Source organism: Cytobacillus sp. GQ23, assembly GCF_059758675.1.
The window spans coordinates 86,452-110,197 of the sequence record NZ_JCAXER010000004.1 but is presented as its reverse complement, the minus strand read 5'-3'; the positions used below and the strand labels follow the sequence as shown (position 1 = coordinate 110,197).

Here is a 23,746-nt window from a genome sequence, read left to right as displayed (position 1 = left end):
ATGAGCAAGAATGCGCCAATGTCGGAAAGTCCTGCTTCAAGTGTTTTAACTACAGTATGTACAAAGCACCCAAGGTAAGGCAGGGTCTTCGGGCGAAAGCTATTCCCACAAAGGAAACCAAACAAGGCATGGACTTCGAGAACCGGGGCACGAAGAAGTACAATCACGCAGTCAAGACAGCGAAGGATGCTGCCAGAAGACAGATTGCCTCAGGGGCCCTTTCTCATGCATTGGGCGATATGATTACAGAAGAAGCTCTGACAGCCTCCCTGGCGGAGTTCAAGGAACGTGGAACTGTAAGTGCCAGAGGGGAAAAGCAGATTACGATCAAGAAGGAGTGGCTCGATAAACTTGAATGGGAATCCAGGCAAATGAATCGCACCTATTACTTCTTGCCTTTCACATTCAAGGGATCCGATAAGGATTATGTAGCCATGGATTATGAAATCTTACTGTCTTATGTGCAAACCATTCAGACCTTGCTTGAAGAAAACAGGCTCTTGCGCCTGCAGAATGAAGAATAGGGAGATGATAGCGTGACGACTGCAGAAAAGAAAAGCAAGTTGAAACGATGCAAGATAGGCGATACCGTTTTGTGTACGAATGGCCATGAATATGAATTTGTGCGAATGAAGCAGTCTAAGTTTATCGGCAAACGAAGAGGCGTTGCCTATGATATTCCTGTTGAAATGTTCACGACAGTTGTGAAAGAAGCAGAGGCTGTGGAGTTTGATCCTCATACGTTGCGGGAAGGGGAATTATTATATATCCTTAACAATAAACAGGAGCCGGTGATCTACAAATTCAAATACATGATTAATGCGAATAAAATTATGGCTACGAACCCAATCACAGGTACCGGGGTAAGAATAGACTCCTCACTTGTAAAAGGAGCTGTACAGGAACTGGCAGCTGCAGGAGGTCGATAAAATGGGTCCTCAGTTTTATCAAACCCGATTAGGTCAGATCTTTTTTGAACACCAGGTGCCGGAAACGATGAAGGCCATGAAGGACATTGCAAAAGAGTTAAAACGGTCCAATGACTTAAAAGAGCGAGAGCTACAGTTAAAGGAGCAGATGTTAGATGCCGAGAAATCAGGGAAAAACTTGGACGTATGAACAAGAACAATATCTCCTTGATGCCTATGGGAATGTGACCTTGCCATTTTTGTGCGCCAAGCTGGGAAAGACAATGGAAGCGATCAAGCAGAAGCACAAGGATCTGACGGGCCACTGCGATCCTTACTCCGCAGCAGGTCTTTATTCTCCTAGAGAAATAGCACCTGTTTTAGGAGTCGATCACAAAACCATCATTGACTGGATACATCGTCGGGATTTTCCAGCTAAACGTCTACACAAGGATGAGGACTATCATCGTTATTATATCGATTCCTCTGAGATGTGGAAGTGGGCAGAGCAGAACAAGGAGCGAATTCCTTTTGCTCATGTAGTTCAAGGAGTTTTACTTCCTGAACCCGATTGGCTGGCAGATGAAGTCCGCAAAGCCATTGCAATCGGAAGGAAGCGCCCTACTAATTGGACGAAAGAAGAAGATGAGTTAGCCTGGTGGTGGTACAAGGGCGGTGTCAATTATCGTGAGATTGCACGTCGGCTCGGACGGCCTGAATCCGGGACTCAACGTCGTTTGACGAAAATTCGCAAGATGAAAGAATCGAAAGGAGCTTAACACATGGTTTATATTTGCAATGAGTGTGATGCCATGCACGGTGATGAAACCAATTCCTGTGACTATTGCGACTCTGAATCAATCAGAGAAGTGACAAAAGGGGATATGGGTATATATAATTAATGCCCCTCCCGGGGCGTTCTTATGAAATAAGGGAGGAATATACAATGACAGCAACCAATCCAAAAATATACGAAGCATTTGAAGAAGAGGCAAAAGGCATTGATGTAGAAGGTTTAATGGCACAGATGATGGAGAGCTTCCAGGCGGATAAAGGCTATAAGCCAACCGTGACGGATGAAGTGAAGATCCGCAAGATGCTGCTGGCCAGAAAGTACATCGAGCGGGAGCAAGATCGCTTAACGCACTTGAAAGCAGCCATCATGGCAGACTGGGATGAAAAGATCCAGGCCAAGCAAAAAGAGATCCAAAGCATCAATGAGTTTATTGAAGGGTATATCAAGAATCAAAACGGCGGAAAGAAATTATCACTTGATGTAGGTACAGCCACACTAAGAAGATCTGCTCCAAAAGTGAAGCTAAATCCGGAAAAGAAAGACGATGCGATTGCTTTCTTAAAGCATCATGGAGTTTTGGAGTCCTTCCAAAAGCCTGCTGACCTGGATGTTTCCTTGCTGCAGAATTCCTACGTTAAGCAGTTTAATGACATGGTAGAAGAGAAGGCAGAAGCCAGGATCGCAGCGGAGAAAGAAGAAAAAGGCAAAATCACCAAAAAGCGTGAAGGGGAAATCAAACTCGAAGTGGAACGTGAACTGGCTGAAGGATATTTCGGCAAACTTCCAGAGTTTATGCAATACGTCCCTGAGGAGCAAAAATTAGCGATTACCATGAAGTAATGCCATAGATTCTAGCAATTCCAGCCACGAATGAGAAATTTCTCAAATATTCGTGGCTTTCCTATTGTTTTTCCCTATGTTTTCCTATATACTCTATTTATGAAATGCATTACATACCTGAAAGGAGAATATTTTATGACCCACAAATTGCGTTTTATGGGTGTCAATCGGGATACTGAAACAGCAGGACCCGGCAAGCGTTTGGAGTTCTTCACCAAGGGATGCATTCGTGGTGTCATAGCTCCTTGTCAAGGATGCTTCAACGAATCTACTTGGACGTTTGCTGGTCAGTACCGAGAAATGGACATAGAAGAAGTCGTTGAAATATGCAGAGATACAGCTTGGAACCGACAAGTAACATTCTGTGGTGGAGAGCCGATTCTTCAAGCAAAAGCTCTTGCTGAAGTAGCGAAGCAGCTAAAAGAAATTGATCCGTCTTTTCATTTTGTCATGTATACGGCATATAAGCTAGATACCTTAATGAAATATGGTTTGAAGTTCACATGGACTTCTAAATACGAAAAGGCCATGGGACGTCATTTATATGACTATGCCACTACTTTGGAACATTTGGATGAAGAGAGGGTTCAGTTTACACTTTTGACTCCGGAAGACGTGAAAGAGCTCATGAAATACATTGATATCATTGTCGATGGAGACTATCAGCAGGACAAGAGACTCACAACTGAGCAATACATGCATGAAGGATGGTTTATCGGATCTGCCAACCAACGAGTGATCTTCGGTCCAGAAACAGTTAAGGATGATGAAATGCGTTACCTCTATGCAGATGAATACAACAAGAAGCGTTTAGAAGGCAATCAATGCCGCTGCTGCGGACATGACATAGATAAAAGTAAGCTCTTCTGTAATAACACTTGCGCTCAAAGATATAGTGATCGCAAGAAGGAGCTTGAGAAGCTGGGAGGGCTATGATATGTATACCTCTTCCAGCTCATGGGGGAAATTCGCAAAACAAGACAAGAATGACCCCATTTATCAGTATGCAGAAAAGTACTTAAAGGACGTAGATTTTGAGCCATATGACGAAAACAATATGGCTTTTGCCCTGGAAAGTATTTTCAATGAAAAGATTAAACCAAAAACAACAATAGATTATATGAAGGACATATGGGAGGGACTTAGGATGCCGGTGTTAAATCCTAAAACAGGTGAACAGGATTACGTAGATATTTCACTTGTCAGCAAAATTGTAGTAGATCCAGAATATGTAGAAGACATGGCTTCTAATAATAAAATCAAAGTGGATATCACGCTTGAAGGAAATCAAGATACAAATGAAGTATATGTAATTTCTCAAAATGAAGTATTCGGAAAGCATGGAGAAATTGTGTCTCTAAGTGCTTTTGAAGAGATGCTTTTCAAGGCGATCAATGAAGCGAAGGATCAGCGTTTGGAAGCGGTAGAAGAGTTTAATGCTATCATCAATCGCTTAGTGACAAAGTTCGTGGATGAGAATCGCTCACACCAAAAACACCTTGCTCGATTAGGACATGAATATGACCTTACTCAAGGAATTGGCATTATTCGGGATACGAAGACCAACCAGGATGTTGGCACTTTTGAAAGCTTCAGTTATCTTTATGACCGAAATAAACGGAATATCACGTTTAATGGCATCTTGCTTTCTGGAAGAACGATGGAAGACCTTTCAGAAAAAGATCGGTTCGAAATGACCTTCTACTCAATCGAACACGGAACCATCTACTCTGTTATCAGCAAGTCTGATCTTGAAATTAATGGTGAAGAGGTTCTTCACATGAGTAATTTTAGCTTAGTGACAGAAGCATTTGATGACACACATGTCTTATATCAAACGGCCGTAGAGGCTAACAACTACAAATCTTTCATTGCTGACATTGATTCAAGCCACCCGCTTTACAGTGTTCGCATGGAGGAGTTCAAGAACAGCAGATTATCTATTCTTGAAGAGAGCAAACAGAAACAGAAACAAGAGAAGCTTGTTAATCAGTTTGCTGATATTGATATCTTTTAAAATCTCCCACTCCCGTGGGATTTAATCGGAAAAATAAACCCTATTGTCGAGGAGGACATGACATGACAACAGCTGCACCCACTAAATTATCCGGTATTGAAGAAATCTCTACATTGATGAATTCACGCCGCAGAGCCATCCTGGTGAACACTTTTGAGGAGGAGCGTTTCCAGGAAGATCTGAAGGCAGTCATCGAGGCGAAGAGCATGGAAGCCTATACGTGGTCCATTACATCAGGAGTAAAAGACTTAATCACAGGTGAGCTTCATCAAGCCGGAAAAATCTATGATCCTGTCAAGATGCTTGATTTTATTCAGAAATATGAAAAGACCGCTGTGTTTATCATTAAAGACTTCCATGATATCTGGACAAACTTCCAAGCAAAACGCCGCATGCGTGACATCCTGGAAGAAACAGACAATGTATATAAGCCATTATTATTGGTATCACCCCAAGTTAACATTCCAATGGAGCTTGAGAAGCTTATCACGATGGTTTCCTATGAGCTTCCTACTCGTGAACAGGTAGAGGAGCAGCTGGTCGGAATGGAATCATTCTTGAAGTCAAAGGATCTCCCAGTTCCAGAAGGACGTGAACGTGTTGGTATTATCAACGCATTGGTAGGGATGACAAAATCTGAAATCGTGAATGTCCTGAAGAAATCGGTTGCTAAGAATAAGCGAATTGATCTGGCCGAGATTGTAGCAGAGAAAGAACAGGTCATCAAAAAGACAGGCTTGCTTGAATATGTCACTAAGCTTGGAGACATGAGCAATGTTGGTGGATTGGATATCTTAAAAGACTGGTTTAACGATGCTTATTATGCATTTGACCATGAGGCCAGACGATATAATGTTGACCCGATTCGTGGTGTAGTTGTAGCAGGATTTCCAGGGACAGGTATTGCTTGCTTGTAATACATTTCATTGGTATCATATAGGTAGAATATAGTAATGGAGGAAATACCATGATGGTTACTCTACCGCCGAGACTTCAAAATATATCTAATTATGAGGTCCTTAAAGAAGAATATTTAAATGGTACATCTTTAACTAAGTTACAAAAAAAGTATGGAGTTGATCGCAAAGTTTTGTCTGCTAGATTTAAGATGGAAGGCATTGATACAAGTAAAATTCGACCATCTAAGTATACAGAACAATTCAAGGAACAAATTTGCGAACTATTTTTAGGCGATATGACTATAAAGGCTATCGCTAATGAACTGATTACGGACCCTAAATTGGTATCAAAAGTATTGAAAGAAAAGAAACTTTTTGTATCTCCTAAAACATATTCCTATAACGAAAGCTTCTTCGCAGCTATCGACACAGAAGAAAAGGCTTATTGGCTTGGATTCCTATGTGCAGATGGATCAGTCGAGACGCTGGATCGTAATGTCGTTGAGCTTTCATTGAACTCTATAGACATCGGTCATATTAATAAGTTTCGGGATGTTTTATCTCCAGACAAATCGATTACTGTTGAGGAAATTACATTGGGAGAAAGAACTTTTCAACGTGCTAGATATCAGGCTTTCAATAAAAAGTTAGCTTTGGATTTAGAATCTTTAGGATGCTCACCACGCAAATCTTTAACTCTCAATTTTCCTTCTGACGAAAAGATTCCTTTGAAATTGAAACGTCACTTTGTTAGAGGATATTTAGATGGTGATGGATCTATAGGTCTTTACACTAGACCAGGAAAGACTAAAGTTTCTTATTCAGCTCATCTTTCTTTCTTGGGAACATTAGAGTTTCTTGATGGCTTGCAGGATTTCTTTGAGCAAGAGATTGATGGATATACTCGTGTAAAAGTTCAGTCCAAAAAGAAAACTAAGGCTTTCAGTATTGAAAAGGGTGGAAACAAGTCAGTATTATCCATACTTAATTATTTGTACGAAGATGCAACCATTCTTCTTGAAAGAAAATATGAAAAATACCAAGAAATACAAGCAATTTTTGCCGTCTAGTGCAGAAATGCATTAGATAATCAGTGCGGAATTAAGCGGGGAACCCCTCCCTCTATATGAAAGGGCAATCCGAACCGAAGGCTGTGCAAAGCACAGTCAGGGGCAGAGCATAGGAGCTGACCGGTAACAGGAATAATGCTCCCACGAGGCCGCACCACCTAACCAGGTAATGCTGAAGGTGAAAAGATATGCCGAGCAAGTCTGTAATGGGCTTGAAGTGTAGATAAAAAACTATACGATAACAAATTGAAATCCCTAGTATCGAAATCTGTAGCTCACTTTTTTAATCTACCGTTATTAAAGATGAACATGTCAGACATTATGGACTCAAAAGTCGGCCAGAGTGAGAAGAATATTGACCGTGCTCTAAAACTAGCAGAAGCAGTTTCACCATGTGTACTTTGGGTAGACGAGTTCGAAAAAGCTCTTGCAGGCAGTGAATCGAGTTCACGCAGCGACGGAGGGACTACCTCTCGTGTAATCCAATCCTTATTAACCTGGCTATCTGACAAAGAAGCTCCTGTATTTGTGATTGCCACTGCGAATGACATTACAAAACTTCCAGCCGAATTAACTCGTGCCGGCCGATTCGATGATATCTTCTTTGTTTCTCTTCCTTCGCAAGAAGAACGTGAGGATATCTTAAAAATTCACCTGCGCAAGCGTGGATATGAGATTTCAGCTCCACAGGGTGACTTGTTCAAGACAGATAATCATGAGTTCACAGAAAGCCAGATTAAGACGCTTGCGTCAGGAATGAAGGACTTCACCGGTGCAGAAATCGAGCAGGTTGTGGCAGAAGCCGGAAGACGTGCTTATGCCGCTTACCGTAAGAGCCAGCGTGAAGATCATTATATCAGGCAGGAAGATATTGCAGAGCAATCACAAAAGATTGTTCCGTTATCCAAAAGAAATCCGGAATTATTAACAGATCTACGAAACTGGGCAAGACATTCTGCTAAGTGTGCGTCCAGTGACGAGCATGACATCATTCACGGAGCAGCCAATCATAAAGCAGACTTGCATGTAGTAGACTTCCCGGAATTGGATATCTAAGACAAGGGGTGTTGGCGTGTACAACAAGGAGATAGAAAAATCCAGAGTCCTGGGGATGCTGAGGGCGTCCTCCCAGGGCGAAGTTCAAAACAACAAGCAGCAAAACTTCCAGAGAGCCATATCCCTGGCAAAGGATGAACTCGATGATTTTGAAAAGATCTTCAACAAGTTCATCTCGGATGTTAGTCATCTCGAAGTGTTCCAGTATGCCTTTAAGGAGCCACTAACAAGGGATGTTGAAAAGATGGTCCAGAATCTGCGCTATCTTGTTGAAAGGAATTATTCAAAGGAAGAGACGGAGAATATGCCGGAGGAAGTATTAAATCAGGTGAAAGCCTCACAGAATAAGAGATTTGAACTTCTAAAGCGCATAGCTGTCCGTTATCTTCAAAAACCAAAGGGTTAAACGAGGAATGCCTCTTTAATACAAAAATCACACAGACGAAAGGAAGAATACGCATGTCACATTTTGCAGTTTACACTTGTAACGTATCTAACATGGAGTATGTAAAGAAAGGCCTTCAGGAAATGGGTCTTGGTTATAAAGAGAACACGACCATCACGGACTGGTACGGTCAGAAGAGAGCGGCTGAGCTTGCAGTCGTAAAAGATGGCCAGCTGCTTCCACTTGGATGGGTTCGTGAAAACGGTGAGCTGGGTCTTCAGGCTGACTGGTATAAGGTTCCTTATTCAGAAAAGCAATTCACGAACCAGATTTCTCAGCTTCATTCTAAATACCAGGTTCTTGATATTTGTGAAGATAACCGCTGGAACGTAAATGAAGATGAGATCTCAATCAATGCATCTGGTGAAATCGAAATCCTGGCAACATCATTCGCCTAAATGAAAGTGGAATTTATCGTTCAAAATATCAAAGTGCATGCTGTGTCCGAAGAGAATCCGTTTTTATATTCTCTTTCGGATTCAGAATCAACAATCCTTAACACTTTTGATGTCCGTGACTTGCATAATTGGGGATGGGATCCGAAGACCAAATTGGGAATGTCTCGAAGTCTTCATTCAGATGTGATTACAGAAGCTCTCTTTCACGGACATTTGAATGACTTCTTGAAGAAGAATAATCTTCAATTCCGGACTAAGTAATGCATTACATTGGGACTAGCCGCACGAGGTTACGTCATTCACATAAAAGGAGATGTTCAACTTGGCAGATTATTTGTCTTATTATGCATCAAAAGCAGTAAATTATAGCAATGGTGAATCTAAAGTATTTAAAGATAAAGGTCACAATATTGAGTCAGGGTCTGGTCTTGCTATCTTCTTGACCAATGATCAAGCTAATGAATTAAATGATTTGATTCAGAAGGGGTACCAGCTTGAGTATGGCATGGCACTAAATCCGAATTTGATAGAAGGGGATGTTGAATAATGGAGCAAACAACAGTGAAGTTTACCGTCAAGCCAGGCGGCGAAATCAAGATGGATGTCATCGGCAGCGTAGGTGAAGGCTGTGTGGTTGCCACTCAGGAGCTTGAAGTATCTCTTGCGAATGCAGGATCAAAGAAAGCAGATGAAGGCAAGAAGCCTGAATTCTATGATGGCGGCGGCACAACGGTATTTAACGATTTAACAGGTAACTAATAGATATAAAAAAAGGAGAGGGAAAATTACTATGAAAAAATTCTTTAAGTTTGGATGTTTAAGTTTTATCGGTTTTATCATTTTGATCATCGTAATCACAGCAATTGCATCTCCTGATTCTGAACCATCTAGCACGGAGCCATCATCTTCTGCCCAAAAAGAAGAAACAAAAGAGCCGAAGACTGCTGGCATTGGAGAAGAAATCATTGTTGGAGATGTCCACTTTACAGTAAATGAAATATCAACTGCTGATAGCGTAGGTGGAGAGTTTGGTGTCAAAGCTCAATCTCAATTTTTAATTGCCAATGTAACGATTAAAAATGAGAAAGATGAAGCCATCACTGTGGATAGTAGCTTCTTCAAATTATTATCCGGTGAAAGAACGTTTGAATCCGATGGCTCTGCTGGCATTTATGCCAATGAAGATGCAGACTTCTTTTTGACAAAAGTAAATCCGGGCGTTTCTTTGACTGGAAATGTAGTATTTGATGTTCCTGCTGATTTGGCTGACACAAAGCTGCAAGTGCAGACAGGCGTGTTCGGAACTGAAACAGGCTATATCAACTTAAAGTAATACACACATACACATAATACAACCCAGGCTTGGTGATGCGGAAACATCACCTCTCCTGGTCAGCAGGCGAAGATGGATTGTCATGTCCTCCTTTCGCTGTACGGTGCTTTGCCTGCTGACCAGGGAGTGGTGATTTTAGCCCTTTAAAAGCGACCCTATCAACGAAAGATGGAAAGGGCAGGTGTTGTTCTCTAATTCCTCGATAGAGTCTAATTCATTGGAGAGTATGTTAGTACGGGCTGCAGACTGGAAAACAGAAATCGGTAAATTGGATCACTAGAAAAGTCATGAGAACAAATATCTTCCCAACACCTTATAAAACACTTGTGCATCTGGCTGGTGAAACACCCTATAAAACGTCCAGAAAGACATGTCAGTGAGGGAAGAATTTTGACAGCAGTAGCGAAGTGGCCAAACGCACCCGATTGGACGGGAGAAGGTAATAAGACAGATTCGCCATGGAGTGATGACGTGAATAACTTCAATCGCAGGTTCAAATCCTGCCTGCTGTCACTTACATACTGGAGGTATACAAATGAGCAGCTTAAAATTAGAACTTTTAACAAAGGATCAATCTTCTCTATTAGAAATTTCAGAAGCAAATGAATCCCATATAACCCAGGCACTTGAAGGGTTTTTCAGATTCTCAACTCCACTTCAAACGGAACAGGCGCTCCCAATGCCGAAGAGATATAATTCGATTGGCACCAATAGAGTAAGTCAAGCAATGTCAGCAAGTCCACCGGTAAAAGAAGAGCCTGTGGCACCACCTATTATTAAAAATGGACATAACCATGTAAATATAACAGGCAACCCAACATCTATGGATGAAGTGTATAACGTCCCTGATAATGCTCCAGAACATGTAAAGACTGGCATTAAAAAGGGTGTGGATGGCAAGCCCAACCGCTACCAATGTCGATACCGCTGCACAAAATGCGAAAAGACCGGCAAACACTTCATTCCTGAAGGAGTAGAAACGGTTGATTGCCACCATTGTCAGGCAAGCCTTCAGGTTAAAAAAGCAACTCCAGGAACACAAGGGATACAGCCTGATAAATTTAAAAACTGGTTCGTTGCAGGAAAACAGCTGCCTGTGAGTGAATTTGTTTACTCCCATTCGCATGCACTGAAATAAGGTTCAGGAGGATTTGCCTCCTGCTTCCTGACAAGCAGAGGGATAATTTTATGTCATGTCCCTGACTCCTTTCGTTATAGGTCCCTCTGTTTGTCAGGGAGTCATCCCTTCATATCTTCACGCTCAAAGCCAGGGCGGGCAAAACATTCTTGGGAGGGAATCCTTGCCCGTCTCCATATGAAGCCGAAATTTCTTATAAAGGAAGGTGTAACACCCCTCAGCCCCGTGTTGCATCGGCTTCATATGGAGGCGCATGCCTAGTAGTTTAGAGGAGGATTTACATGACAAATGACAAAGAAACTAAAACAGACTCCAAAAAAACCCGGACTCGGAAGCAAGATCGGGATGCAAAAATACAAAAAACAGAATCCACACATGAAAGTAGCCAAAGGGTTCAGCCGAACGAACAGCAAATAGATCTGACACCATTTGTGTCTAACGTAGAGGGGGATATCTATGCCATCACCAATCTCCCAGAAGAATTCATCGCAACATTATTCGCCTGGGTATCAAGAAGCCCTAAGTCGTTCAAGGAGCATCTTAAACAGGCCATTAAGGACTTCAACATTCAAGCTCCTGCCGGAGAAGGATTTGACGGACTCTCCGAAAAGGCCAAGAAGTTCCATGAAAAATGGACAGTTGGCTATGGCCATTCAAGCGTTGCAGAGCATAGCCAAGCCCATGTCGGCATCGAAGGGATCTCCCGACTAGCGTCGGCAGAGCTGGAACTGGCGAATACTTTCTTGAGCATCACCGAATACAGCCAGCGCTATCAGAAGCCAGAGCGTGGCAAGTGGCATAACCCAATCGAATCAGATAGTGAAGTCGTTCGAGTAACAGTGGAAGATTTCTTCAACGTTACTTTTGATGTCTTTGAAGAATTGATTAGAGGGGTATATGGACATTTAAAATCTCAGTACCATGCATCAAGAGAGTTCAAAGAATTAAAAAAGCAGCAGAAAGAAAATGATACGAATATTGAAGTATTAATAGAGATTGATAAGAAGTTGGCTGCTCAATACAGTGCCATGGAGAAATTAGCATTCGAAGATGCCCGCTATGTGCTGCCGCTTGCGATGCACACACAAATGGGCATGACAGCGAATGGACGTGCCTGGCGTGATGCGCTTGCCTTCTTAGGAAACTCCGATCACGTAGAATCACGTAAGTTGTCGCAAGACCTTCGTACAGAGATCACAAAAGTGCTGCCTGTTCTCTTGAAGTATGCAGAACCTTCTCAATATCAAGTGAATTCTAAGAAGCGAATGAAGTCTTTCTTCAAGAATAAGAACACGTTAGTGGCACCGAGGCAGGACGTGCAGCTGCACACCGTATCAGAGGAACTGACCGTCATTAATCACCTGATTGCCACTCTTGCAGTCAAGTATTCCGATATTCCATATGCGAATGCATTGGTTACGGCGAAGTTCAATATGACACTTGAACAGAAGGAACAGCTGGTACGAGACCTGCTCTTTGAAATGAAACATTTTGATATGGCACCGCCTGAATTCAATCATATTCGATATAGTGCGGACTTCCTTGTTTCTGAAGCCAACTGGCACCAGCTGCTTCGACACAACCGGAAGACCGATTTTACCTTCTCAAGCCCATCTCCTGCATTCGGGATCAAGATTCCTCCAAGAATTGCAGAAGCAGGCTTAACACATCTCTTGAAAGACATTGCTGTAAAGGCAGAAGAGTTGTATAATAAACTGGTAGAGCTTGGTTTCGAGAAAGAAGCTGAGTATGTTGTTCTAAATGCCCATAAACGATTAGTCCATGCCGACTTCAGCTTAACGGAGGCTTATCACCTGATTAACCTTCGTACGTCTGAGGAAGCACAGTGGGACATTCGTGAAACATTTGAAGAACTGTACAAGCAGATGCATGCAGTACACCCGCTGCTGGTCAGCCAGGCTAAGAGAAGACTGTAATCGGAAAATAAATCACCTCTCTTGAAGGGAGGTGACGCACATGGCAAACATCGAAAAGATGGAGAAAGAATTCAATGCTCTTCTAAAGAAGTATGAATCAGCTTCAATGATCCGTGAATGGAACAACGCTGCTCGCAACGTGAACCTGACGGAAAACATGAACATCCGCAACAAGGAGTTAGCTGGTTTCAAGAAACGCTTTGAAGAAGCAAAGAATGAAGTCGTAGCTCCATAAGATGAGAATGAAGGCAGGCACTTACGTGTTCTGCCTTTTTCTTTGCCCTTGCCAGGGCACGCTTGTGAAAATTAAACAAAAGGAGAAATTAACCATGACATTAGAAAACAGCATTAAAGATGTAATATCCCAAAAATTAGAGGACGGATCCGTTGAGAAGATTATTGGTGAGCAATTTGAAATCGGACTAAAGAAAGCTCTTGATAATTTGTTCTCTTCCTATGGAGATGTCACGAAAATCGTGGAAAAACAGCTCAAATCTGTGCTGGTCCCTTACCTCGAAGGCTACGACTATTCTGAGTACATCGTGAAGCTAGATAGTGTGCTTGTAGAGATTCTTCAAAACACAGCAGTCGATAACAAGAAGATGCTTGAGAACTTTAAAGAACTTATGACTCCTAAAGAAGAGAAAATCAAAGCATCTGAGCTGTTTGAGAAGTGGATTAAACACGTAGAAAAGAATGTGGAGACTGACGGTCTTGAAGTGGAATATGATGACGGAGTATCTTATGAAACGGTACACGTTACAATGGAAGTAGAAGAAGATGAAAGCAGAAGCTGGAGTTCGTTTAAACATGCCACATTGATCTTTGAGTGTGAGCATGACGAAGAGATGAATTTTGCCATCCGTCTTTCTAAATACACAGGCGGCCGCAAAGGTGAAGATTACGATATTAGCTATGATCGTGCACCTGATATTAAATCCTTACGATACATCAGTGATTTTGAAGTGTACTTAATGGCATTGGCTCAAAGTAATACTCAACTTACATTAGATAAAACCTATGATTCTGAAGATGTTCGCCCAGAGAAAGAGCCAGAACCATCTTTTAGTTAATTTATTGCACAAGTGAAAGGAGATAGGGGACATGACAACGACACCAACCATACCTATCAATACATTAAATCCAATGGCTATCGCCAACATGCTGAATGAATTGAATCCTGCACAGAGGGAGGCTGCGTCCACGATCTATGGACCAGTCCTTATCCTGGCCGGGGCCGGTTCAGGCAAAACCAAATCCCTTGTTACCCGGATTGCCAACATGATGGGGCAGGGAATTGATGCAAAGAACATTTTCTGTGCCACTTTCACCAACAAAGCGGCCCGTGAGATGAAAGAGCGTCTTGCGAACGTGGTTGGGGAAGAACCAATGAAACATATCTGGATGGGCACGTTCCATAGCCTATGTGTACGCATACTCCGCAAACATGGGCACCTGTTAGGATACGAAAGGGATGAAACATCCAAGCGATGCAAGTTCGTGATCTATGACACGGGCGATGTTTTGCAGGTTGTGGAACGGATCTACAAAATCATGAACATTGGAGAGAAATACAAAGCGGGTCTTGCATTGCATTACATTGATAATGCCAAGAACAATCTGTGGGATCCAGAATACTGTGCTTATAACTGTTCAGAGGATGTGATGGAGCAGGTCATGGCAGAGGTGTACATGCGTTACCAGGAACAGCTCAAGATGATGAATGCGATGGACTTTGGTGACTTAATCATGAACACCGTCCTGCTGCTCCGTGACCATGCGGAAGCCCGGGACTATTGGCAAGAGAAGTTCCATTTCGTGATGTCGGATGAGTTCCAGGATGCCAATTACGCACAGTTTCAGTTGTTGCTTTTGCTGGCGGCACCTCATTACAATCTATTTGTAGTCGGGGATGATTATCAAGCCATTTATGGGTTCCGTGGAAGTGACATCAGCATCATTCTCAACTTCCAGAATTACTTTCCAAATGCGACGATTATCAAGCTTCAGGAGAATTACCGTTCTTTAGGGAACATTGTTCATGCAGGCAATCATATCATGAGCTTCAATAAAAACCAGATGGAGAAAAACCTCATGACGTCCAAGCAGGCCGGCAATATGATTCAAGTGGTCGGTAATGCGACAGAATATCAGGAAGCTGCCTTCATCGCAGCCACCATCAAGAAGAAGGTCATCCAGGATGGATACAAGTATGATGACTTTGCCATTCTTTACCGTGGGAATGCCCAGTCTCGAATCATCGAGGACTTCTTCCGTAATCAGTTTATCCCGTACACCATTGTAGGAGGTCATTCGTTCTATGATCGAGAAGAAATCAAGGACACCATTGCATACCTCCGAGCCATCTTCAATCGCAAGGACGATACAGCAATACTTCGAGTCATTAATAAACCAACCAGGGGTATTGGTAAGACCTCACAAGAAAAGATCGAGGAATATGCGAACACTCATAAAGTCAGTGTTTACCGGGCACTCAAAAATGTAAAGGACATTCCAACCATGAATGCTCGCTCTGCCGGAAAGGTGACAGCGTTCTTTGACCTTCTGGATCACTTCCAAAAGAAGCTGGAGCAAGGAGGCATGATGCTGCAGACCTTTGTCCGGTATGTGATGGATCAGTCCGGTCTTTGGAAGCACTTTGAGGCAGATAAGAAAGCAGATGAAAAGATCGACAACTTGAAAGAGCTGCTGATCATGATCGATAAATACGAAACAGAACATCCAGACAAGACACTGGAAGATTTCCTTCAGGAAATTTCCCTGGTGACAGATTCAGCCGACAGTTCCAAAACGGATTCGGTCAAGATGATGACCATGCATGGATCCAAAGGGCTGGAATTCCCGGTTGTTTTCTTGAACGGATGGAATGAAGGGGTGTTCCCGTCCTGGAGAAGCCAGGCTGAGAAAGACCTGGAAGAAGAGCGTCGTTTGGCATATGTCGGCATTACCCGTGCTGAAAGAGAGCTCTATATCACATGGGCGGAACAACGGACACAGCAGGATGGCAAGCAAAGAACCCATAAGCCATCACGCTTTCTTGAAGAACTTCCAGCTGAGATAACTCAAACGACACTTTTATCCTTGTAATCTATTATATTTTTTCAAGCATCTTGCATTTTCCCTACCTTTTTGGGGTATAATGTGTTTATATGCAAGATGCTGTGTTTTAAAAAAAGGGAGAGTGTTGAGGAGATGTCAGCTTTACCATTTAAGAAAGTGGACCGCAATCAAATATATAGAGAAATTGCCCAACTAATCGAATCATCGCCAGATAAAGAAGCCGAGATATCATCATCCGAATTAGCTGATCGTTTTGGTGTAGAGTCACCGACTATGGATTATCACTTGAAGAAGCTTGTGACAGAGGGATACCTGGCAGTTTCACCGAAGAGGGGACGCTACAACCGAAAAATTTACAGACTTCCTGTGGATGCTAAAGCACCAAAGTCAGAAGAACCATCAAAGACAAAAGTGCATAAGCCGTTCGAGAATCCAGAAAGTGCTTCTAAATTCCAGCAATTTCTTCAGGAGCATAAACAGAAGTCAGCCGCCAAGCCGGTTCAAGAAAAACCTGTTAAAGAGAAATATGATAAAGAAAAAACAAAAGAAGAACAGCCACCCGTTCATGAAAGGAAGCCCATGCCACAACCACAACCCGATAGCGTGGTTAACACACCGGTCCAACCAAAACCGGCAGAGCCTGTGCAAGTAAAAGAATTAACATTGGATGAGAAGATCCAGCGATTCTTAAACGATGCCAATAAGGTTCATGATGCCAACGTGCTATTGAGTCATGAAGATAAAGAAATTCTATCGGTCATGAATGAAACCATTCAGCAGAATATCGTGTATTTAAAGGATCTGTCTGAGCAGCTGTCCACACTGCAGAACAAAGAGCTGATTCAAGGTTTACTTGATGACCGCAACCGGATGCAGGAACAGCTGAAGAGAGCAGAAGAAGAGGTTAAGCAAGCCCGAGCTCAAGCCGACCAGACCATTCAGAAATACGAAGTAGATCCACAGCGGGTGCGTTTTATGCACCAACTGATCATTGATACTGTAGACCAATATGTAAAGCTTCCAAACCACGCAATGGCACTGGGAAGACAGGACTTCCGGAAGAAAGTGTCCAAGGAAGTCAGCGATTTAGTTAAATATGTATTACATTTAGAAGAGTGATCTCAGGAGAGCGTATGCTCTCTTGATTGATTTTAGGGGGATATGAAATGGGAAGAGGAACAAGCTGGACGCAAGATCAAGAAATGCTATTGGCTGAGATCATTTTGCGCAATATTAGACAGGGATACTCCATCGGCAGAGCGTATGATGAAGCAGAGAGCCGTTTGGGACGCACACGATCCGGAGTGGCTGCCTACTGGAACAACAACTTAGCGGGTGCCTACTATAACGCTATGGAAATTGCCCAGTTCCAGGGAAGAAAAGCCCGAGAAGACAGAAGCATTGGCAAACAAGTAGATACGCAGCACATCGAATGGATTAAGAGCAAATATCCGGATGAGGACAACGAGCGCATCATGGAACGCCTTGCTGCTGCGGAAGCTCAGGCGAAGGAAGAAGTAGAAATCACCGAACCGAAAATGGAGCTCCCTGACTTTAATTGGGTTGCCTCTGAGCCTCAAATCAAACGAACACATTCCACTATTGACCAACACAATCCTATGGAAATCAAGAGCTTTGGAGACGTCATTCAATATCTTGAGACTGCCTATAAGTACATACAGAATCTTGAAGAAGAAAACACTCTTCTAAATATGTACTATGAAGAGAGCACAAAGGAAAATGAACAGTTAAAGAAAGAACTTAAAGAAGCTAAAGAATACATGGAGAGCATGAAAGAACTACTCGATGTAGCAAAGAAGCTGCAAGGCATTTCAATTAAGTAGGGACAGTGTAAGCGTGCCCTTGCCAGGGCATTCTGGCGAAAGGAAGGGGATGTTTATGAGAAGAACCCCATATATAAAATCAAGAAAACAAATTACAGCTATGAAAGATTTAGCTTTACTTCACTTCTACGAGTTAGCACATAGAGATGTTTTAGAATCACCTACAGATAAGGCATTACAACTATACAACTGGGCAGAAGCTGAACTGTTCAAGCGAAAGCTCTTTGCAAAAGATAGGTCTGAAAACCAGCAACGGAGTGGGAGGAATACAGGTGCCAAAGTATCCAGATGACTTCAAAGAGTATTTAAAATCAGCTGCACCGGTTCATGAAGTAATTAATGCCATTACAGGCAGTGTGTTATCTTCTGGAGCCAATTACGTGGCGAATTGCCCTTTTCATGAAGACAGCAATCCCAGCCTTATGATTAATCAATCCACCAATACCTGGAGCTGCAATGGATGTGGAGCTGGAAGCAGGATGCACAGCCGGGCAACCTCTTCAGATGTGTATGGATTTGTGATGGGGTACTACAATTACAACTTAGGAGAAGCCATTGAATGGCTGGCCAAGTTTTTGAACGTGGCATTGCCTTCTCTGGATCCGCAGCAGCAGTATAAAATCAGCCAGCATCAATGGTGGATTGAAAAATGTAATGCCGCTCAACAACGATTCAAAGAGAACCTCCTGAAGAACAAGGATGCCTATAGATATCTGCTCAACCGTGGTACGGATGACTTGGATATACACACATGGGGACTTGGATTCGGGGATGATCTCGAGCAGGATTTTGCCAACACCAAAGGCAAGATTACCTTTCCCATTCATGATTACAACGGAGACATTATCTCTTTCACGGGGCGTGTGCCTTTTGATAGTGCGGTTCTGGTGACACTGAATGAGAAGCAAAAGGCAGAAGGGAAACGGATTACCCCTAAGTTTGATCATAGGTGGCCGCTCAAGAAAGGATATGTTCCAGAAGAATATATTCAGAATCATCCTTATCCGGAGTTTGACCGCAACCTTTACTTGTATGGCATCTACCAGGCGAAGAGCTATATCTCTCAGTGGAAATCTGTGTATATCGTGGAAGGCTTTTCAGATGTGCAACAGATGCACAAGAAAGGATTATCGAATACAGTCGCCACGATGGGGACCAACCTGAGTCAAGCTCATGTCATGCAGCTGAAGCGTGCAGGAGCCAAACAGGTTATTCTCATGAGGGATGGAGACGATGCCGGCCTTCAAGCCATGGAACGGGATGCCCAGGTGCTTGCGATGCATAACCTGAATGTATTGGTATGCCCGCTGCCGGATGGACATGATCCTGATTCATTGGCCAGAACGTTTCCTCTATTGGATGATTCATTTTCGAAATACATTACAAAAAGATTCCGTACTTTGACCCAGTGGCGTGTGGAAAAAGTATATAAAGAAAATCAGGAAGAAATCCTATTCCATTACTCTCGCATTGGCGAGATCCAGGGGGAGCGTATGGAGCGAGTAGTGAAGCTGCTTGCTGCAGAAGAAGATCCGATTCAGTTGGATATTCTTACGAGACAGTATGCTGAGTTATTTGTGATTTCTTACGAGGCACTGAAAGATAAGGTCGCTTATTACAAAAAAAGAGAGGTGCATGTCTAATGAAGAAGATCTTTGTTGTGTTGGAAGGGGGCATCGTTCAAAATGTTGTCTCAGAAGAACCACTTGATGTTTATGTGATTGATTATGACACAGAAGGCGCATCAAAAGATGAAATCACAATGATGTTTGGAAACAAAGCTGTTGTCTACAATTTGCCATCACAGGACGATGTAGAAGAAATCCAGAATATAATGGACTGTTTAGGTGAAGAGGATGAGTAAAAGTACATTGCATAGAGTGAAAGCCATTCAGGGTGTTAAGTCATCCCTTATAGGGAAGAAAGTTAAAATCATAGAAGATATCCCTGAAAACATCATGATTAAGGTAGAATTGCTTGAAAATGCAAGGCGATTCAAAAAGGGAGAACAACTCATGTTCTTCCGAGATTCTTTAGAGGAGGAAGAATAATGCCCTACAAGGAAATACATGTACCTGCAGCAATTCTTGTTCATTTAGAAAAAAATGCTATCGTTTATTACACATACAAATGTGACAATGCAAATGATCCTAACAAATATTTTTACACTTTCGAAGAGGATTCAACAGAAGAGTTTGACGTGCGAGAACTTCCTCAATATGACGAAAATAAAGAATCTGAAATATCTAAGAAATATGCTGGTAATATTGCGCTCTATGATGAATACATGGCAAGCATTCGCTCCTATCATGCAGAAGTTGTGAAGCTGGCGTTCCAAAACGGCGATTTATCTCAGGAGGAATAAATATGAATAAGAATTTTGACTTAAACAAGTATGAAAACGTTAAATCAAGAAAAGTTAGATTGCGTAATGATTTCCCTGATGCTTTCATCCTTCCATTTCCAATGTCTGACTTGAATTATTCAGGAAACTACGTCATGATGGGAGCCTTGATCTGGAAGGACAAAAAGACGTTTGCTGAATTGGACGCAGCTGTTCATGAAAGACTTGCTCAAGTGGCTATGAGCACGAATACGCAGAATGTCGGTATGGTGCTGGCTTCAGTAGCCGTGATGGCGAAGGCTGATGGAGCAGGATATTCACTATCCATCGCAGGAGGCAAAGGTGCAGACAAGAATGCCTGGGTTGAAAATGCAGAGGAGTCTGCAGTGGGGCGAGCCCTGGATAACATGGGCTATCATTCTGGATCGGCTTCTCAAGAGGAAATGCAGAAGGTCCAGCATATGATTGATGCACAACAGCATCGAGTGCAGCTGGAGAATCAGATTAATGCGCAGTATGGCATCCTCATGCAGCAGGGTCATAATGCACAGTATCTATCCCAGGTCGTCAGTCAAACAGTCCGTCCATTCCAACAGCTGTATGAGCTGTCTCCGGATGAACTGCAAAAGCTTTTGGATGCCTTATATGCAGCAGGAAATCAGAGTGCTTATCAGCAGCAGTTTCAGCAGCAACAGACGGCTCCATCTGCTCCGCCACCGTTAGTGCCGGGTGCACCAAGGGGAGCCTAACATGAAAAGAGTCACAGTAAAAGAATACTTAATGGATATGACGCTGAATGAGAATAAGAACGCAGAGTTTGTTTTTGTTCATGAAGGCACAGAGTATATTCTGGAAGTGACAGAGAAAGATGCGAGAGCAGTCAACCATCTTTTTAAAATGGCGAGGGAGGATTAATCAATGGAGACAGAAATTCAGCTTATGGCCGTATTTGATCAAGAATTCAACTCTGATGAGGAATCTTGGGAAAAGAAGGGACATAACTTACTGATGATATGGAATGAAGCAGATGAAAAACAAAGGGAGTTAATTAATCATGTTTTAATGGCTCTTTGCGGTTGGGAAATGGAAACTTTGCTCAACAAGGCACAGGATTTAATTTCATAAAAAATATTTTCAATGAAAATCTTTGCCCTCTATGTGCAGGATAGGTTATACTAAACCTACCGAAATACATAGGGGGTTTTATTTATGGCAAGCGCAAAAGACTTCATGAGACAGGCTCATGCTAATAGAGAAACAGCTGCAACAGAAGAAGTAATACCGGCACCAACCTTAACGCCAGCACCAACGGTGACAAATGCAACACCGGCACCAGCTGCGACACGGCCAGCAGCAACTCCTCCTCCAAGGAAAGCTAAAATGATGGCCACGCCTGCAGGCTTCGATGATATGCCAACATCGGTGAAGCAGATTGCAAGACACGATGTGCCAGTCGAGCATTATGGTGTCAGCAGCTACCAGAGCAACTTTGGTGTGTTCGATAAAGAAATGCTGAAGTGGCTGACAGAATTCTCGAAGGAAAACAAGATGAATGGAGGATGCTCCATCACGAAATCGCAGCTCATTCACATTATCATGGATGTAGCCTTCTATGACCTCGACATCAGTCCAATTGGATTTGAGTCACATCAGGAATTGCGTGAGCATATTCAAAACCAAATAATGGGGAGATGACAAAAAGATGGGGAAGATCAGAATCTTCCCTATCTTTTTGTTTATTTTCCCCAACTTTATGGTACAATAGAAAGGCATTACAAGAAAGGGAGATTATTTATGGAACTAGTGTCAGTCTATGTGTTTAACCAAGTCCCTGTGGAAACTCAAGATATCAGCAATGCCAGCTTTCATCATATGAAACGACACGGATGGTATTCTGATGCCCGTACGAACCGCAAGTTCACCATTTTAAATAAACGTATTGAATCTAATGGCGCCTGGTATCGAGCGATGGTGCGCTTTGAATATAACGGCATTTTGGAGGGGCAGGAAACGTTCATCCTCAGTCAGCCTTCGCCATTCGTTGTCACCCGGTGTGAACCTATTGCCAGCACGACAAGCGGCAGATGGAAAGACAATCAGACCTTTCACGGCCCGAAGCTTGGTATGATGGGCTATCTTCAAGAAGGTGTGCCTGCAGCTGTGTTAGAAGAAGTACGCAATGACCTAAAAGAATATATCCAATACAATTAAAGGGAGCGATAGACATGACCATCTATATCAATGAGCCATTAAGTAATTATTCCACTAAGCTATTGAAGCGTTATCTGAAGTTTCCGGAAGGTAATTCGTTTACTGCATTGGACTGGAAAGCTAATGATGGACAATTCCTTCATCAATTGACTGCAGGAGCGGACGGCAGGCTCCTCTATGGGGTGGATGAATATTCATCCAACTGTGATTACATGATGCGTGATTATGGATTTCACAAAACATCTCAAGCCGATTACCGTTCGGAAGCCAAAATCACGAATGATGTCTTTTCGTTGATGGTGATTAATCCCCGAATCGATCCACGTATTCATACTGAACTTTTTGATACAGTCGATCCGTTCAATATGCCCAACTTTGAAGAGGAAGTTCGATCCAAAGTCATGCGTGATGAAGAAGAACGGCTGCGCATCAAGAGACAGCTGTCTGATCAGATTGACTTCGGTGCCCTGAATGCGGATAACACGGAGAAAACGGAAGAAGAGCCGGAGGAAACCGAAGAGAAAAGACAGGAACGTATTCAGAAAAAAATCATGACGGAATTAGAAAAACGCATTAAAGCCTGGAGAATGGCTATGAAAGAACAGCAGAAGAAGATGTACTCTATGCGATGGGATCACTTCTTGCTGTCACGAGCAACGACTTACCTGCGACCAGGCGGCATTCTCATGATGATTACACCGAAAGAATTGATCGATGACAATATTGCCTTTAAACTCGTCAACCAGTATGAAGATATCAAAATCATCCGACTGGAAGACGATGAGTACGAAGACTACCGTAAGTGTATCATCTTCGCAAAGAAAAGACGCAAAGCCACCCGGGAAGATCATGAACTGGGTAAAGCCATTGCCCGCACAAAAGAAAAACCGTTTCGCACCTTTGGCCGGATTACACCGATCACGGTGACGCAAGAAGAAAATCCGGAGCTGTATGAAAAGCAAATGTTCCAGCAGCGTGTGGATTCCTTGTATGAGGTTCTTGAACTAAAGGCAGACCCTTATTATGATGTGCCAATCTGCGAAGCGGATGAAGTCAACCTTTTCCGTGTTGGCCCGATAACACCAAATGAAGCGTTACAGGCGCTGAGAAAATCAAAAGTCATCAATACGTACAGAGATAAATATTCACAGGTGTTCATCAACAAGAACCCTGTAACCCCGACTCCGCTTCATAAAGGGCATATTATGCTCCTTCTGACGAGCGGATTCTTGAACGGATACATCGGCACCGGACCGGATCAGCATTTGGTCAAAGGAAGTGCCATCAAAGATATAAGAGAATTTACAGAAGAGGAAGATGACGGAACAACAAAGATTGTAGAAAGAGAGTTCTACAATATCGGTGTTAAGCTTCTCAATGCTCAAGGTGAATTCAGAAAGATCATGTAAAAAATACAAAGAAAATCAAA

The 23,746-nt window shown here is 42.7% G+C and carries 34 protein-coding genes and 1 tRNA gene; all 35 read left to right on the top strand.

Going from position 1 to position 23,746, the window contains the following annotated elements:
* Nucleotides 1-56 precede the first annotated feature (56 nt).
* The gene (locus AC6CHU_RS04865) at nucleotides 57-524 is read left to right on the top strand and encodes a hypothetical protein (RefSeq protein WP_498120406.1); all 468 of its coding nucleotides are present in this window, start codon (nucleotides 57-59) and stop codon (nucleotides 522-524) included.
* Nucleotides 525-536: 12 nt separating this feature from the next.
* Nucleotides 537-929 (top strand): hypothetical protein, encoded by a 393-nt coding sequence (locus tag AC6CHU_RS04860; RefSeq protein ID WP_498120404.1) that lies wholly within the window; start codon nucleotides 537-539, stop codon nucleotides 927-929.
* 1 nt (nucleotide 930) lies between these two features.
* Nucleotides 931-1,119 (top strand): hypothetical protein, encoded by a 189-nt coding sequence (locus tag AC6CHU_RS04855; RefSeq protein WP_498120402.1) that lies wholly within the window; start codon nucleotides 931-933, stop codon nucleotides 1,117-1,119.
* Nucleotides 1,085-1,687 carry a helix-turn-helix domain-containing protein gene (locus AC6CHU_RS04850; protein ID WP_498120400.1) on the top strand — a complete coding sequence of 201 codons (603 nt, stop codon included), beginning with the start codon at nucleotides 1,085-1,087 and terminating at the stop codon, nucleotides 1,685-1,687. Before AC6CHU_RS04855 ends, AC6CHU_RS04850 begins: the two co-directional genes overlap by 35 nt.
* Nucleotides 1,688-1,854: 167 nt before the next feature.
* Nucleotides 1,855-2,544 carry a hypothetical protein gene (locus AC6CHU_RS04845; RefSeq protein ID WP_498120398.1) on the top strand — a complete coding sequence of 230 codons (690 nt, stop codon included), beginning with the start codon at nucleotides 1,855-1,857 and terminating at the stop codon, nucleotides 2,542-2,544.
* A gap of 30 nt (nucleotides 2,545-2,574) precedes the next feature.
* Entirely contained in the window at nucleotides 2,575-3,480 is a 906-nt protein-coding gene (locus AC6CHU_RS04840; RefSeq protein WP_498120396.1) for a 4Fe-4S single cluster domain-containing protein, read from the top strand.
* Between the two features lies 1 nt (nucleotide 3,481).
* Nucleotides 3,482-4,561, top strand: coding sequence for a hypothetical protein (locus AC6CHU_RS04835; protein WP_498120394.1), 1,080 nt, complete (start codon nucleotides 3,482-3,484; stop codon nucleotides 4,559-4,561).
* 62 nt (nucleotides 4,562-4,623) lie between these two features.
* Nucleotides 4,624-5,478 carry a Ycf46 family AAA ATPase gene (locus AC6CHU_RS04830; protein ID WP_498120392.1) on the top strand — a complete coding sequence of 285 codons (855 nt, stop codon included), beginning with the start codon at nucleotides 4,624-4,626 and terminating at the stop codon, nucleotides 5,476-5,478.
* Between the two features lie 50 nt (nucleotides 5,479-5,528).
* Entirely contained in the window at nucleotides 5,529-6,530 is a 1,002-nt protein-coding gene (locus AC6CHU_RS04825; RefSeq protein WP_498120390.1) for a hypothetical protein, read from the top strand.
* A 246-nt stretch (nucleotides 6,531-6,776) separates the two neighbouring features.
* Nucleotides 6,777-7,586, top strand: a complete 810-nt coding sequence (locus tag AC6CHU_RS04820) for an AAA family ATPase (RefSeq protein WP_498120388.1) — start codon at nucleotides 6,777-6,779, stop codon at nucleotides 7,584-7,586.
* A 16-nt stretch (nucleotides 7,587-7,602) separates the two neighbouring features.
* Nucleotides 7,603-7,992, top strand: coding sequence for a hypothetical protein (locus AC6CHU_RS04815; protein WP_498120386.1), 390 nt, complete (start codon nucleotides 7,603-7,605; stop codon nucleotides 7,990-7,992).
* 53 nt (nucleotides 7,993-8,045) lie between these two features.
* Nucleotides 8,046-8,429, top strand: coding sequence for a DUF1257 domain-containing protein (locus AC6CHU_RS04810; protein WP_498120384.1), 384 nt, complete (start codon nucleotides 8,046-8,048; stop codon nucleotides 8,427-8,429).
* Nucleotides 8,430-8,690, top strand: coding sequence for a hypothetical protein (locus AC6CHU_RS04805; RefSeq protein WP_498120382.1), 261 nt, complete (start codon nucleotides 8,430-8,432; stop codon nucleotides 8,688-8,690).
* A gap of 61 nt (nucleotides 8,691-8,751) precedes the next feature.
* Entirely contained in the window at nucleotides 8,752-8,976 is a 225-nt protein-coding gene (locus AC6CHU_RS04800; protein WP_498120380.1) for a hypothetical protein, read from the top strand.
* Nucleotides 8,976-9,188 (top strand): DUF2997 domain-containing protein, encoded by a 213-nt coding sequence (locus AC6CHU_RS04795; RefSeq protein WP_498120378.1) that lies wholly within the window; start codon nucleotides 8,976-8,978, stop codon nucleotides 9,186-9,188. Before AC6CHU_RS04800 ends, AC6CHU_RS04795 begins: the two co-directional genes overlap by 1 nt.
* Nucleotides 9,189-9,219: 31 nt before the next feature.
* Complete coding sequence (locus AC6CHU_RS04790) at nucleotides 9,220-9,762, top strand: DUF4352 domain-containing protein (protein WP_498120376.1); 543 nt, start codon at nucleotides 9,220-9,222, stop codon at nucleotides 9,760-9,762.
* A gap of 393 nt (nucleotides 9,763-10,155) precedes the next feature.
* A tRNA-OTHER gene (locus AC6CHU_RS04785) sits at nucleotides 10,156-10,274 on the top strand.
* Between the two features lie 23 nt (nucleotides 10,275-10,297).
* Complete coding sequence (locus AC6CHU_RS04780; protein ID WP_498120374.1) at nucleotides 10,298-10,900, top strand: hypothetical protein; 603 nt, start codon at nucleotides 10,298-10,300, stop codon at nucleotides 10,898-10,900.
* Nucleotides 10,901-11,181: 281 nt separating this feature from the next.
* Nucleotides 11,182-12,837 carry an FAD-dependent thymidylate synthase gene (locus AC6CHU_RS04775; protein ID WP_498120372.1) on the top strand — a complete coding sequence of 552 codons (1,656 nt, stop codon included), beginning with the start codon at nucleotides 11,182-11,184 and terminating at the stop codon, nucleotides 12,835-12,837.
* A 40-nt stretch (nucleotides 12,838-12,877) separates the two neighbouring features.
* Nucleotides 12,878-13,072, top strand: coding sequence for a hypothetical protein (locus AC6CHU_RS04770; RefSeq protein ID WP_498120370.1), 195 nt, complete (start codon nucleotides 12,878-12,880; stop codon nucleotides 13,070-13,072).
* A gap of 94 nt (nucleotides 13,073-13,166) precedes the next feature.
* Nucleotides 13,167-13,910 (top strand): hypothetical protein, encoded by a 744-nt coding sequence (locus AC6CHU_RS04765; protein WP_498120368.1) that lies wholly within the window; start codon nucleotides 13,167-13,169, stop codon nucleotides 13,908-13,910.
* Nucleotides 13,911-13,941: 31 nt separating this feature from the next.
* Nucleotides 13,942-15,945: an ATP-dependent helicase gene (locus AC6CHU_RS04760; protein WP_498120366.1), complete on the top strand. Its 2,004-nt coding sequence runs from the start codon at nucleotides 13,942-13,944 to the stop codon at nucleotides 15,943-15,945.
* 105 nt (nucleotides 15,946-16,050) lie between these two features.
* Nucleotides 16,051-17,037 carry a winged helix-turn-helix domain-containing protein gene (locus tag AC6CHU_RS04755; RefSeq protein ID WP_498120364.1) on the top strand — a complete coding sequence of 329 codons (987 nt, stop codon included), beginning with the start codon at nucleotides 16,051-16,053 and terminating at the stop codon, nucleotides 17,035-17,037.
* A 47-nt stretch (nucleotides 17,038-17,084) separates the two neighbouring features.
* Nucleotides 17,085-17,762 carry a hypothetical protein gene (locus AC6CHU_RS04750; RefSeq protein WP_498120362.1) on the top strand — a complete coding sequence of 226 codons (678 nt, stop codon included), beginning with the start codon at nucleotides 17,085-17,087 and terminating at the stop codon, nucleotides 17,760-17,762.
* 55 nt (nucleotides 17,763-17,817) lie between these two features.
* Nucleotides 17,818-18,054, top strand: a complete 237-nt coding sequence (locus AC6CHU_RS04745) for a hypothetical protein (protein ID WP_498120360.1) — start codon at nucleotides 17,818-17,820, stop codon at nucleotides 18,052-18,054.
* A complete protein-coding gene (locus tag AC6CHU_RS04740) occupies nucleotides 18,035-19,405 on the top strand; it encodes a toprim domain-containing protein (protein ID WP_498120358.1) in 1,371 nt (456 codons plus the stop codon). The genes AC6CHU_RS04745 and AC6CHU_RS04740 overlap by 20 nt, the downstream gene beginning before the upstream one ends.
* Nucleotides 19,405-19,626 carry a hypothetical protein gene (locus tag AC6CHU_RS04735; RefSeq protein WP_498120356.1) on the top strand — a complete coding sequence of 74 codons (222 nt, stop codon included), beginning with the start codon at nucleotides 19,405-19,407 and terminating at the stop codon, nucleotides 19,624-19,626. The genes AC6CHU_RS04740 and AC6CHU_RS04735 overlap by 1 nt, the downstream gene beginning before the upstream one ends.
* Entirely contained in the window at nucleotides 19,619-19,813 is a 195-nt protein-coding gene (locus AC6CHU_RS04730) for a hypothetical protein (RefSeq protein WP_498120354.1), read from the top strand. Before AC6CHU_RS04735 ends, AC6CHU_RS04730 begins: the two co-directional genes overlap by 8 nt.
* On the top strand, nucleotides 19,813-20,127 hold the full coding sequence (locus tag AC6CHU_RS04725) for a hypothetical protein (RefSeq protein WP_498120352.1): 315 nt from the start codon (nucleotides 19,813-19,815) through the stop codon (nucleotides 20,125-20,127). The genes AC6CHU_RS04730 and AC6CHU_RS04725 overlap by 1 nt, the downstream gene beginning before the upstream one ends.
* 2 nt (nucleotides 20,128-20,129) lie before the next feature.
* Complete coding sequence (locus AC6CHU_RS04720) at nucleotides 20,130-20,855, top strand: hypothetical protein (protein WP_498120350.1); 726 nt, start codon at nucleotides 20,130-20,132, stop codon at nucleotides 20,853-20,855.
* A 1-nt stretch (nucleotide 20,856) separates the two neighbouring features.
* Nucleotides 20,857-21,021 carry a hypothetical protein gene (locus tag AC6CHU_RS04715; RefSeq protein WP_498120348.1) on the top strand — a complete coding sequence of 55 codons (165 nt, stop codon included), beginning with the start codon at nucleotides 20,857-20,859 and terminating at the stop codon, nucleotides 21,019-21,021.
* Nucleotides 21,022-21,024: 3 nt separating this feature from the next.
* Nucleotides 21,025-21,231 carry a hypothetical protein gene (locus tag AC6CHU_RS04710; protein ID WP_498120346.1) on the top strand — a complete coding sequence of 69 codons (207 nt, stop codon included), beginning with the start codon at nucleotides 21,025-21,027 and terminating at the stop codon, nucleotides 21,229-21,231.
* An 84-nt stretch (nucleotides 21,232-21,315) separates the two neighbouring features.
* Entirely contained in the window at nucleotides 21,316-21,801 is a 486-nt protein-coding gene (locus AC6CHU_RS04705; protein WP_498120344.1) for a hypothetical protein, read from the top strand.
* A gap of 99 nt (nucleotides 21,802-21,900) precedes the next feature.
* Nucleotides 21,901-22,317 (top strand): hypothetical protein, encoded by a 417-nt coding sequence (locus tag AC6CHU_RS04700; RefSeq protein WP_498120342.1) that lies wholly within the window; start codon nucleotides 21,901-21,903, stop codon nucleotides 22,315-22,317.
* Between the two features lie 14 nt (nucleotides 22,318-22,331).
* Nucleotides 22,332-23,726 carry a hypothetical protein gene (locus AC6CHU_RS04695; RefSeq protein WP_498120340.1) on the top strand — a complete coding sequence of 465 codons (1,395 nt, stop codon included), beginning with the start codon at nucleotides 22,332-22,334 and terminating at the stop codon, nucleotides 23,724-23,726.
* The last annotated feature ends 20 nt before the right edge of the window (nucleotides 23,727-23,746 follow it).

Coding starts and splice junctions, on each gene's coding strand:
- AC6CHU_RS04865 (WP_498120406.1), top strand. CDS start 57: ATGTACAAAGCACCCAAGGTAAGGCAGGGTCTTCGGGCGAAAGCTATT.
- AC6CHU_RS04855 (WP_498120402.1), top strand. CDS start 931: ATGGGTCCTCAGTTTTATCAAACCCGATTAGGTCAGATCTTTTTTGAA.
- AC6CHU_RS04850 (WP_498120400.1), top strand. CDS start 1,085: ATGCCGAGAAATCAGGGAAAAACTTGGACGTATGAACAAGAACAATAT.
- AC6CHU_RS04845 (WP_498120398.1), top strand. CDS start 1,855: ATGACAGCAACCAATCCAAAAATATACGAAGCATTTGAAGAAGAGGCA.
- AC6CHU_RS04840 (WP_498120396.1), top strand. CDS start 2,575: ATGAGAAATTTCTCAAATATTCGTGGCTTTCCTATTGTTTTTCCCTAT.
- AC6CHU_RS04835 (WP_498120394.1), top strand. CDS start 3,482: ATGTATACCTCTTCCAGCTCATGGGGGAAATTCGCAAAACAAGACAAG.
- AC6CHU_RS04830 (WP_498120392.1), top strand. CDS start 4,624: ATGACAACAGCTGCACCCACTAAATTATCCGGTATTGAAGAAATCTCT.
- AC6CHU_RS04825 (WP_498120390.1), top strand. CDS start 5,529: ATGATGGTTACTCTACCGCCGAGACTTCAAAATATATCTAATTATGAG.
- AC6CHU_RS04810 (WP_498120384.1), top strand. CDS start 8,046: ATGTCACATTTTGCAGTTTACACTTGTAACGTATCTAACATGGAGTAT.
- AC6CHU_RS04805 (WP_498120382.1), top strand. CDS start 8,430: ATGAAAGTGGAATTTATCGTTCAAAATATCAAAGTGCATGCTGTGTCC.
- AC6CHU_RS04795 (WP_498120378.1), top strand. CDS start 8,976: ATGGAGCAAACAACAGTGAAGTTTACCGTCAAGCCAGGCGGCGAAATC.
- AC6CHU_RS04790 (WP_498120376.1), top strand. CDS start 9,220: ATGAAAAAATTCTTTAAGTTTGGATGTTTAAGTTTTATCGGTTTTATC.
- AC6CHU_RS04780 (WP_498120374.1), top strand. CDS start 10,298: ATGAGCAGCTTAAAATTAGAACTTTTAACAAAGGATCAATCTTCTCTA.
- AC6CHU_RS04775 (WP_498120372.1), top strand. CDS start 11,182: ATGACAAATGACAAAGAAACTAAAACAGACTCCAAAAAAACCCGGACT.
- AC6CHU_RS04770 (WP_498120370.1), top strand. CDS start 12,878: ATGGCAAACATCGAAAAGATGGAGAAAGAATTCAATGCTCTTCTAAAG.
- AC6CHU_RS04765 (WP_498120368.1), top strand. CDS start 13,167: ATGACATTAGAAAACAGCATTAAAGATGTAATATCCCAAAAATTAGAG.
- AC6CHU_RS04760 (WP_498120366.1), top strand. CDS start 13,942: ATGACAACGACACCAACCATACCTATCAATACATTAAATCCAATGGCT.
- AC6CHU_RS04755 (WP_498120364.1), top strand. CDS start 16,051: ATGTCAGCTTTACCATTTAAGAAAGTGGACCGCAATCAAATATATAGA.
- AC6CHU_RS04750 (WP_498120362.1), top strand. CDS start 17,085: ATGGGAAGAGGAACAAGCTGGACGCAAGATCAAGAAATGCTATTGGCT.
- AC6CHU_RS04745 (WP_498120360.1), top strand. CDS start 17,818: ATGAGAAGAACCCCATATATAAAATCAAGAAAACAAATTACAGCTATG.
- AC6CHU_RS04735 (WP_498120356.1), top strand. CDS start 19,405: ATGAAGAAGATCTTTGTTGTGTTGGAAGGGGGCATCGTTCAAAATGTT.
- AC6CHU_RS04730 (WP_498120354.1), top strand. CDS start 19,619: ATGAGTAAAAGTACATTGCATAGAGTGAAAGCCATTCAGGGTGTTAAG.
- AC6CHU_RS04725 (WP_498120352.1), top strand. CDS start 19,813: ATGCCCTACAAGGAAATACATGTACCTGCAGCAATTCTTGTTCATTTA.
- AC6CHU_RS04720 (WP_498120350.1), top strand. CDS start 20,130: ATGAATAAGAATTTTGACTTAAACAAGTATGAAAACGTTAAATCAAGA.
- AC6CHU_RS04715 (WP_498120348.1), top strand. CDS start 20,857: ATGAAAAGAGTCACAGTAAAAGAATACTTAATGGATATGACGCTGAAT.
- AC6CHU_RS04710 (WP_498120346.1), top strand. CDS start 21,025: ATGGAGACAGAAATTCAGCTTATGGCCGTATTTGATCAAGAATTCAAC.
- AC6CHU_RS04705 (WP_498120344.1), top strand. CDS start 21,316: ATGGCAAGCGCAAAAGACTTCATGAGACAGGCTCATGCTAATAGAGAA.
- AC6CHU_RS04700 (WP_498120342.1), top strand. CDS start 21,901: ATGGAACTAGTGTCAGTCTATGTGTTTAACCAAGTCCCTGTGGAAACT.
- AC6CHU_RS04695 (WP_498120340.1), top strand. CDS start 22,332: ATGACCATCTATATCAATGAGCCATTAAGTAATTATTCCACTAAGCTA.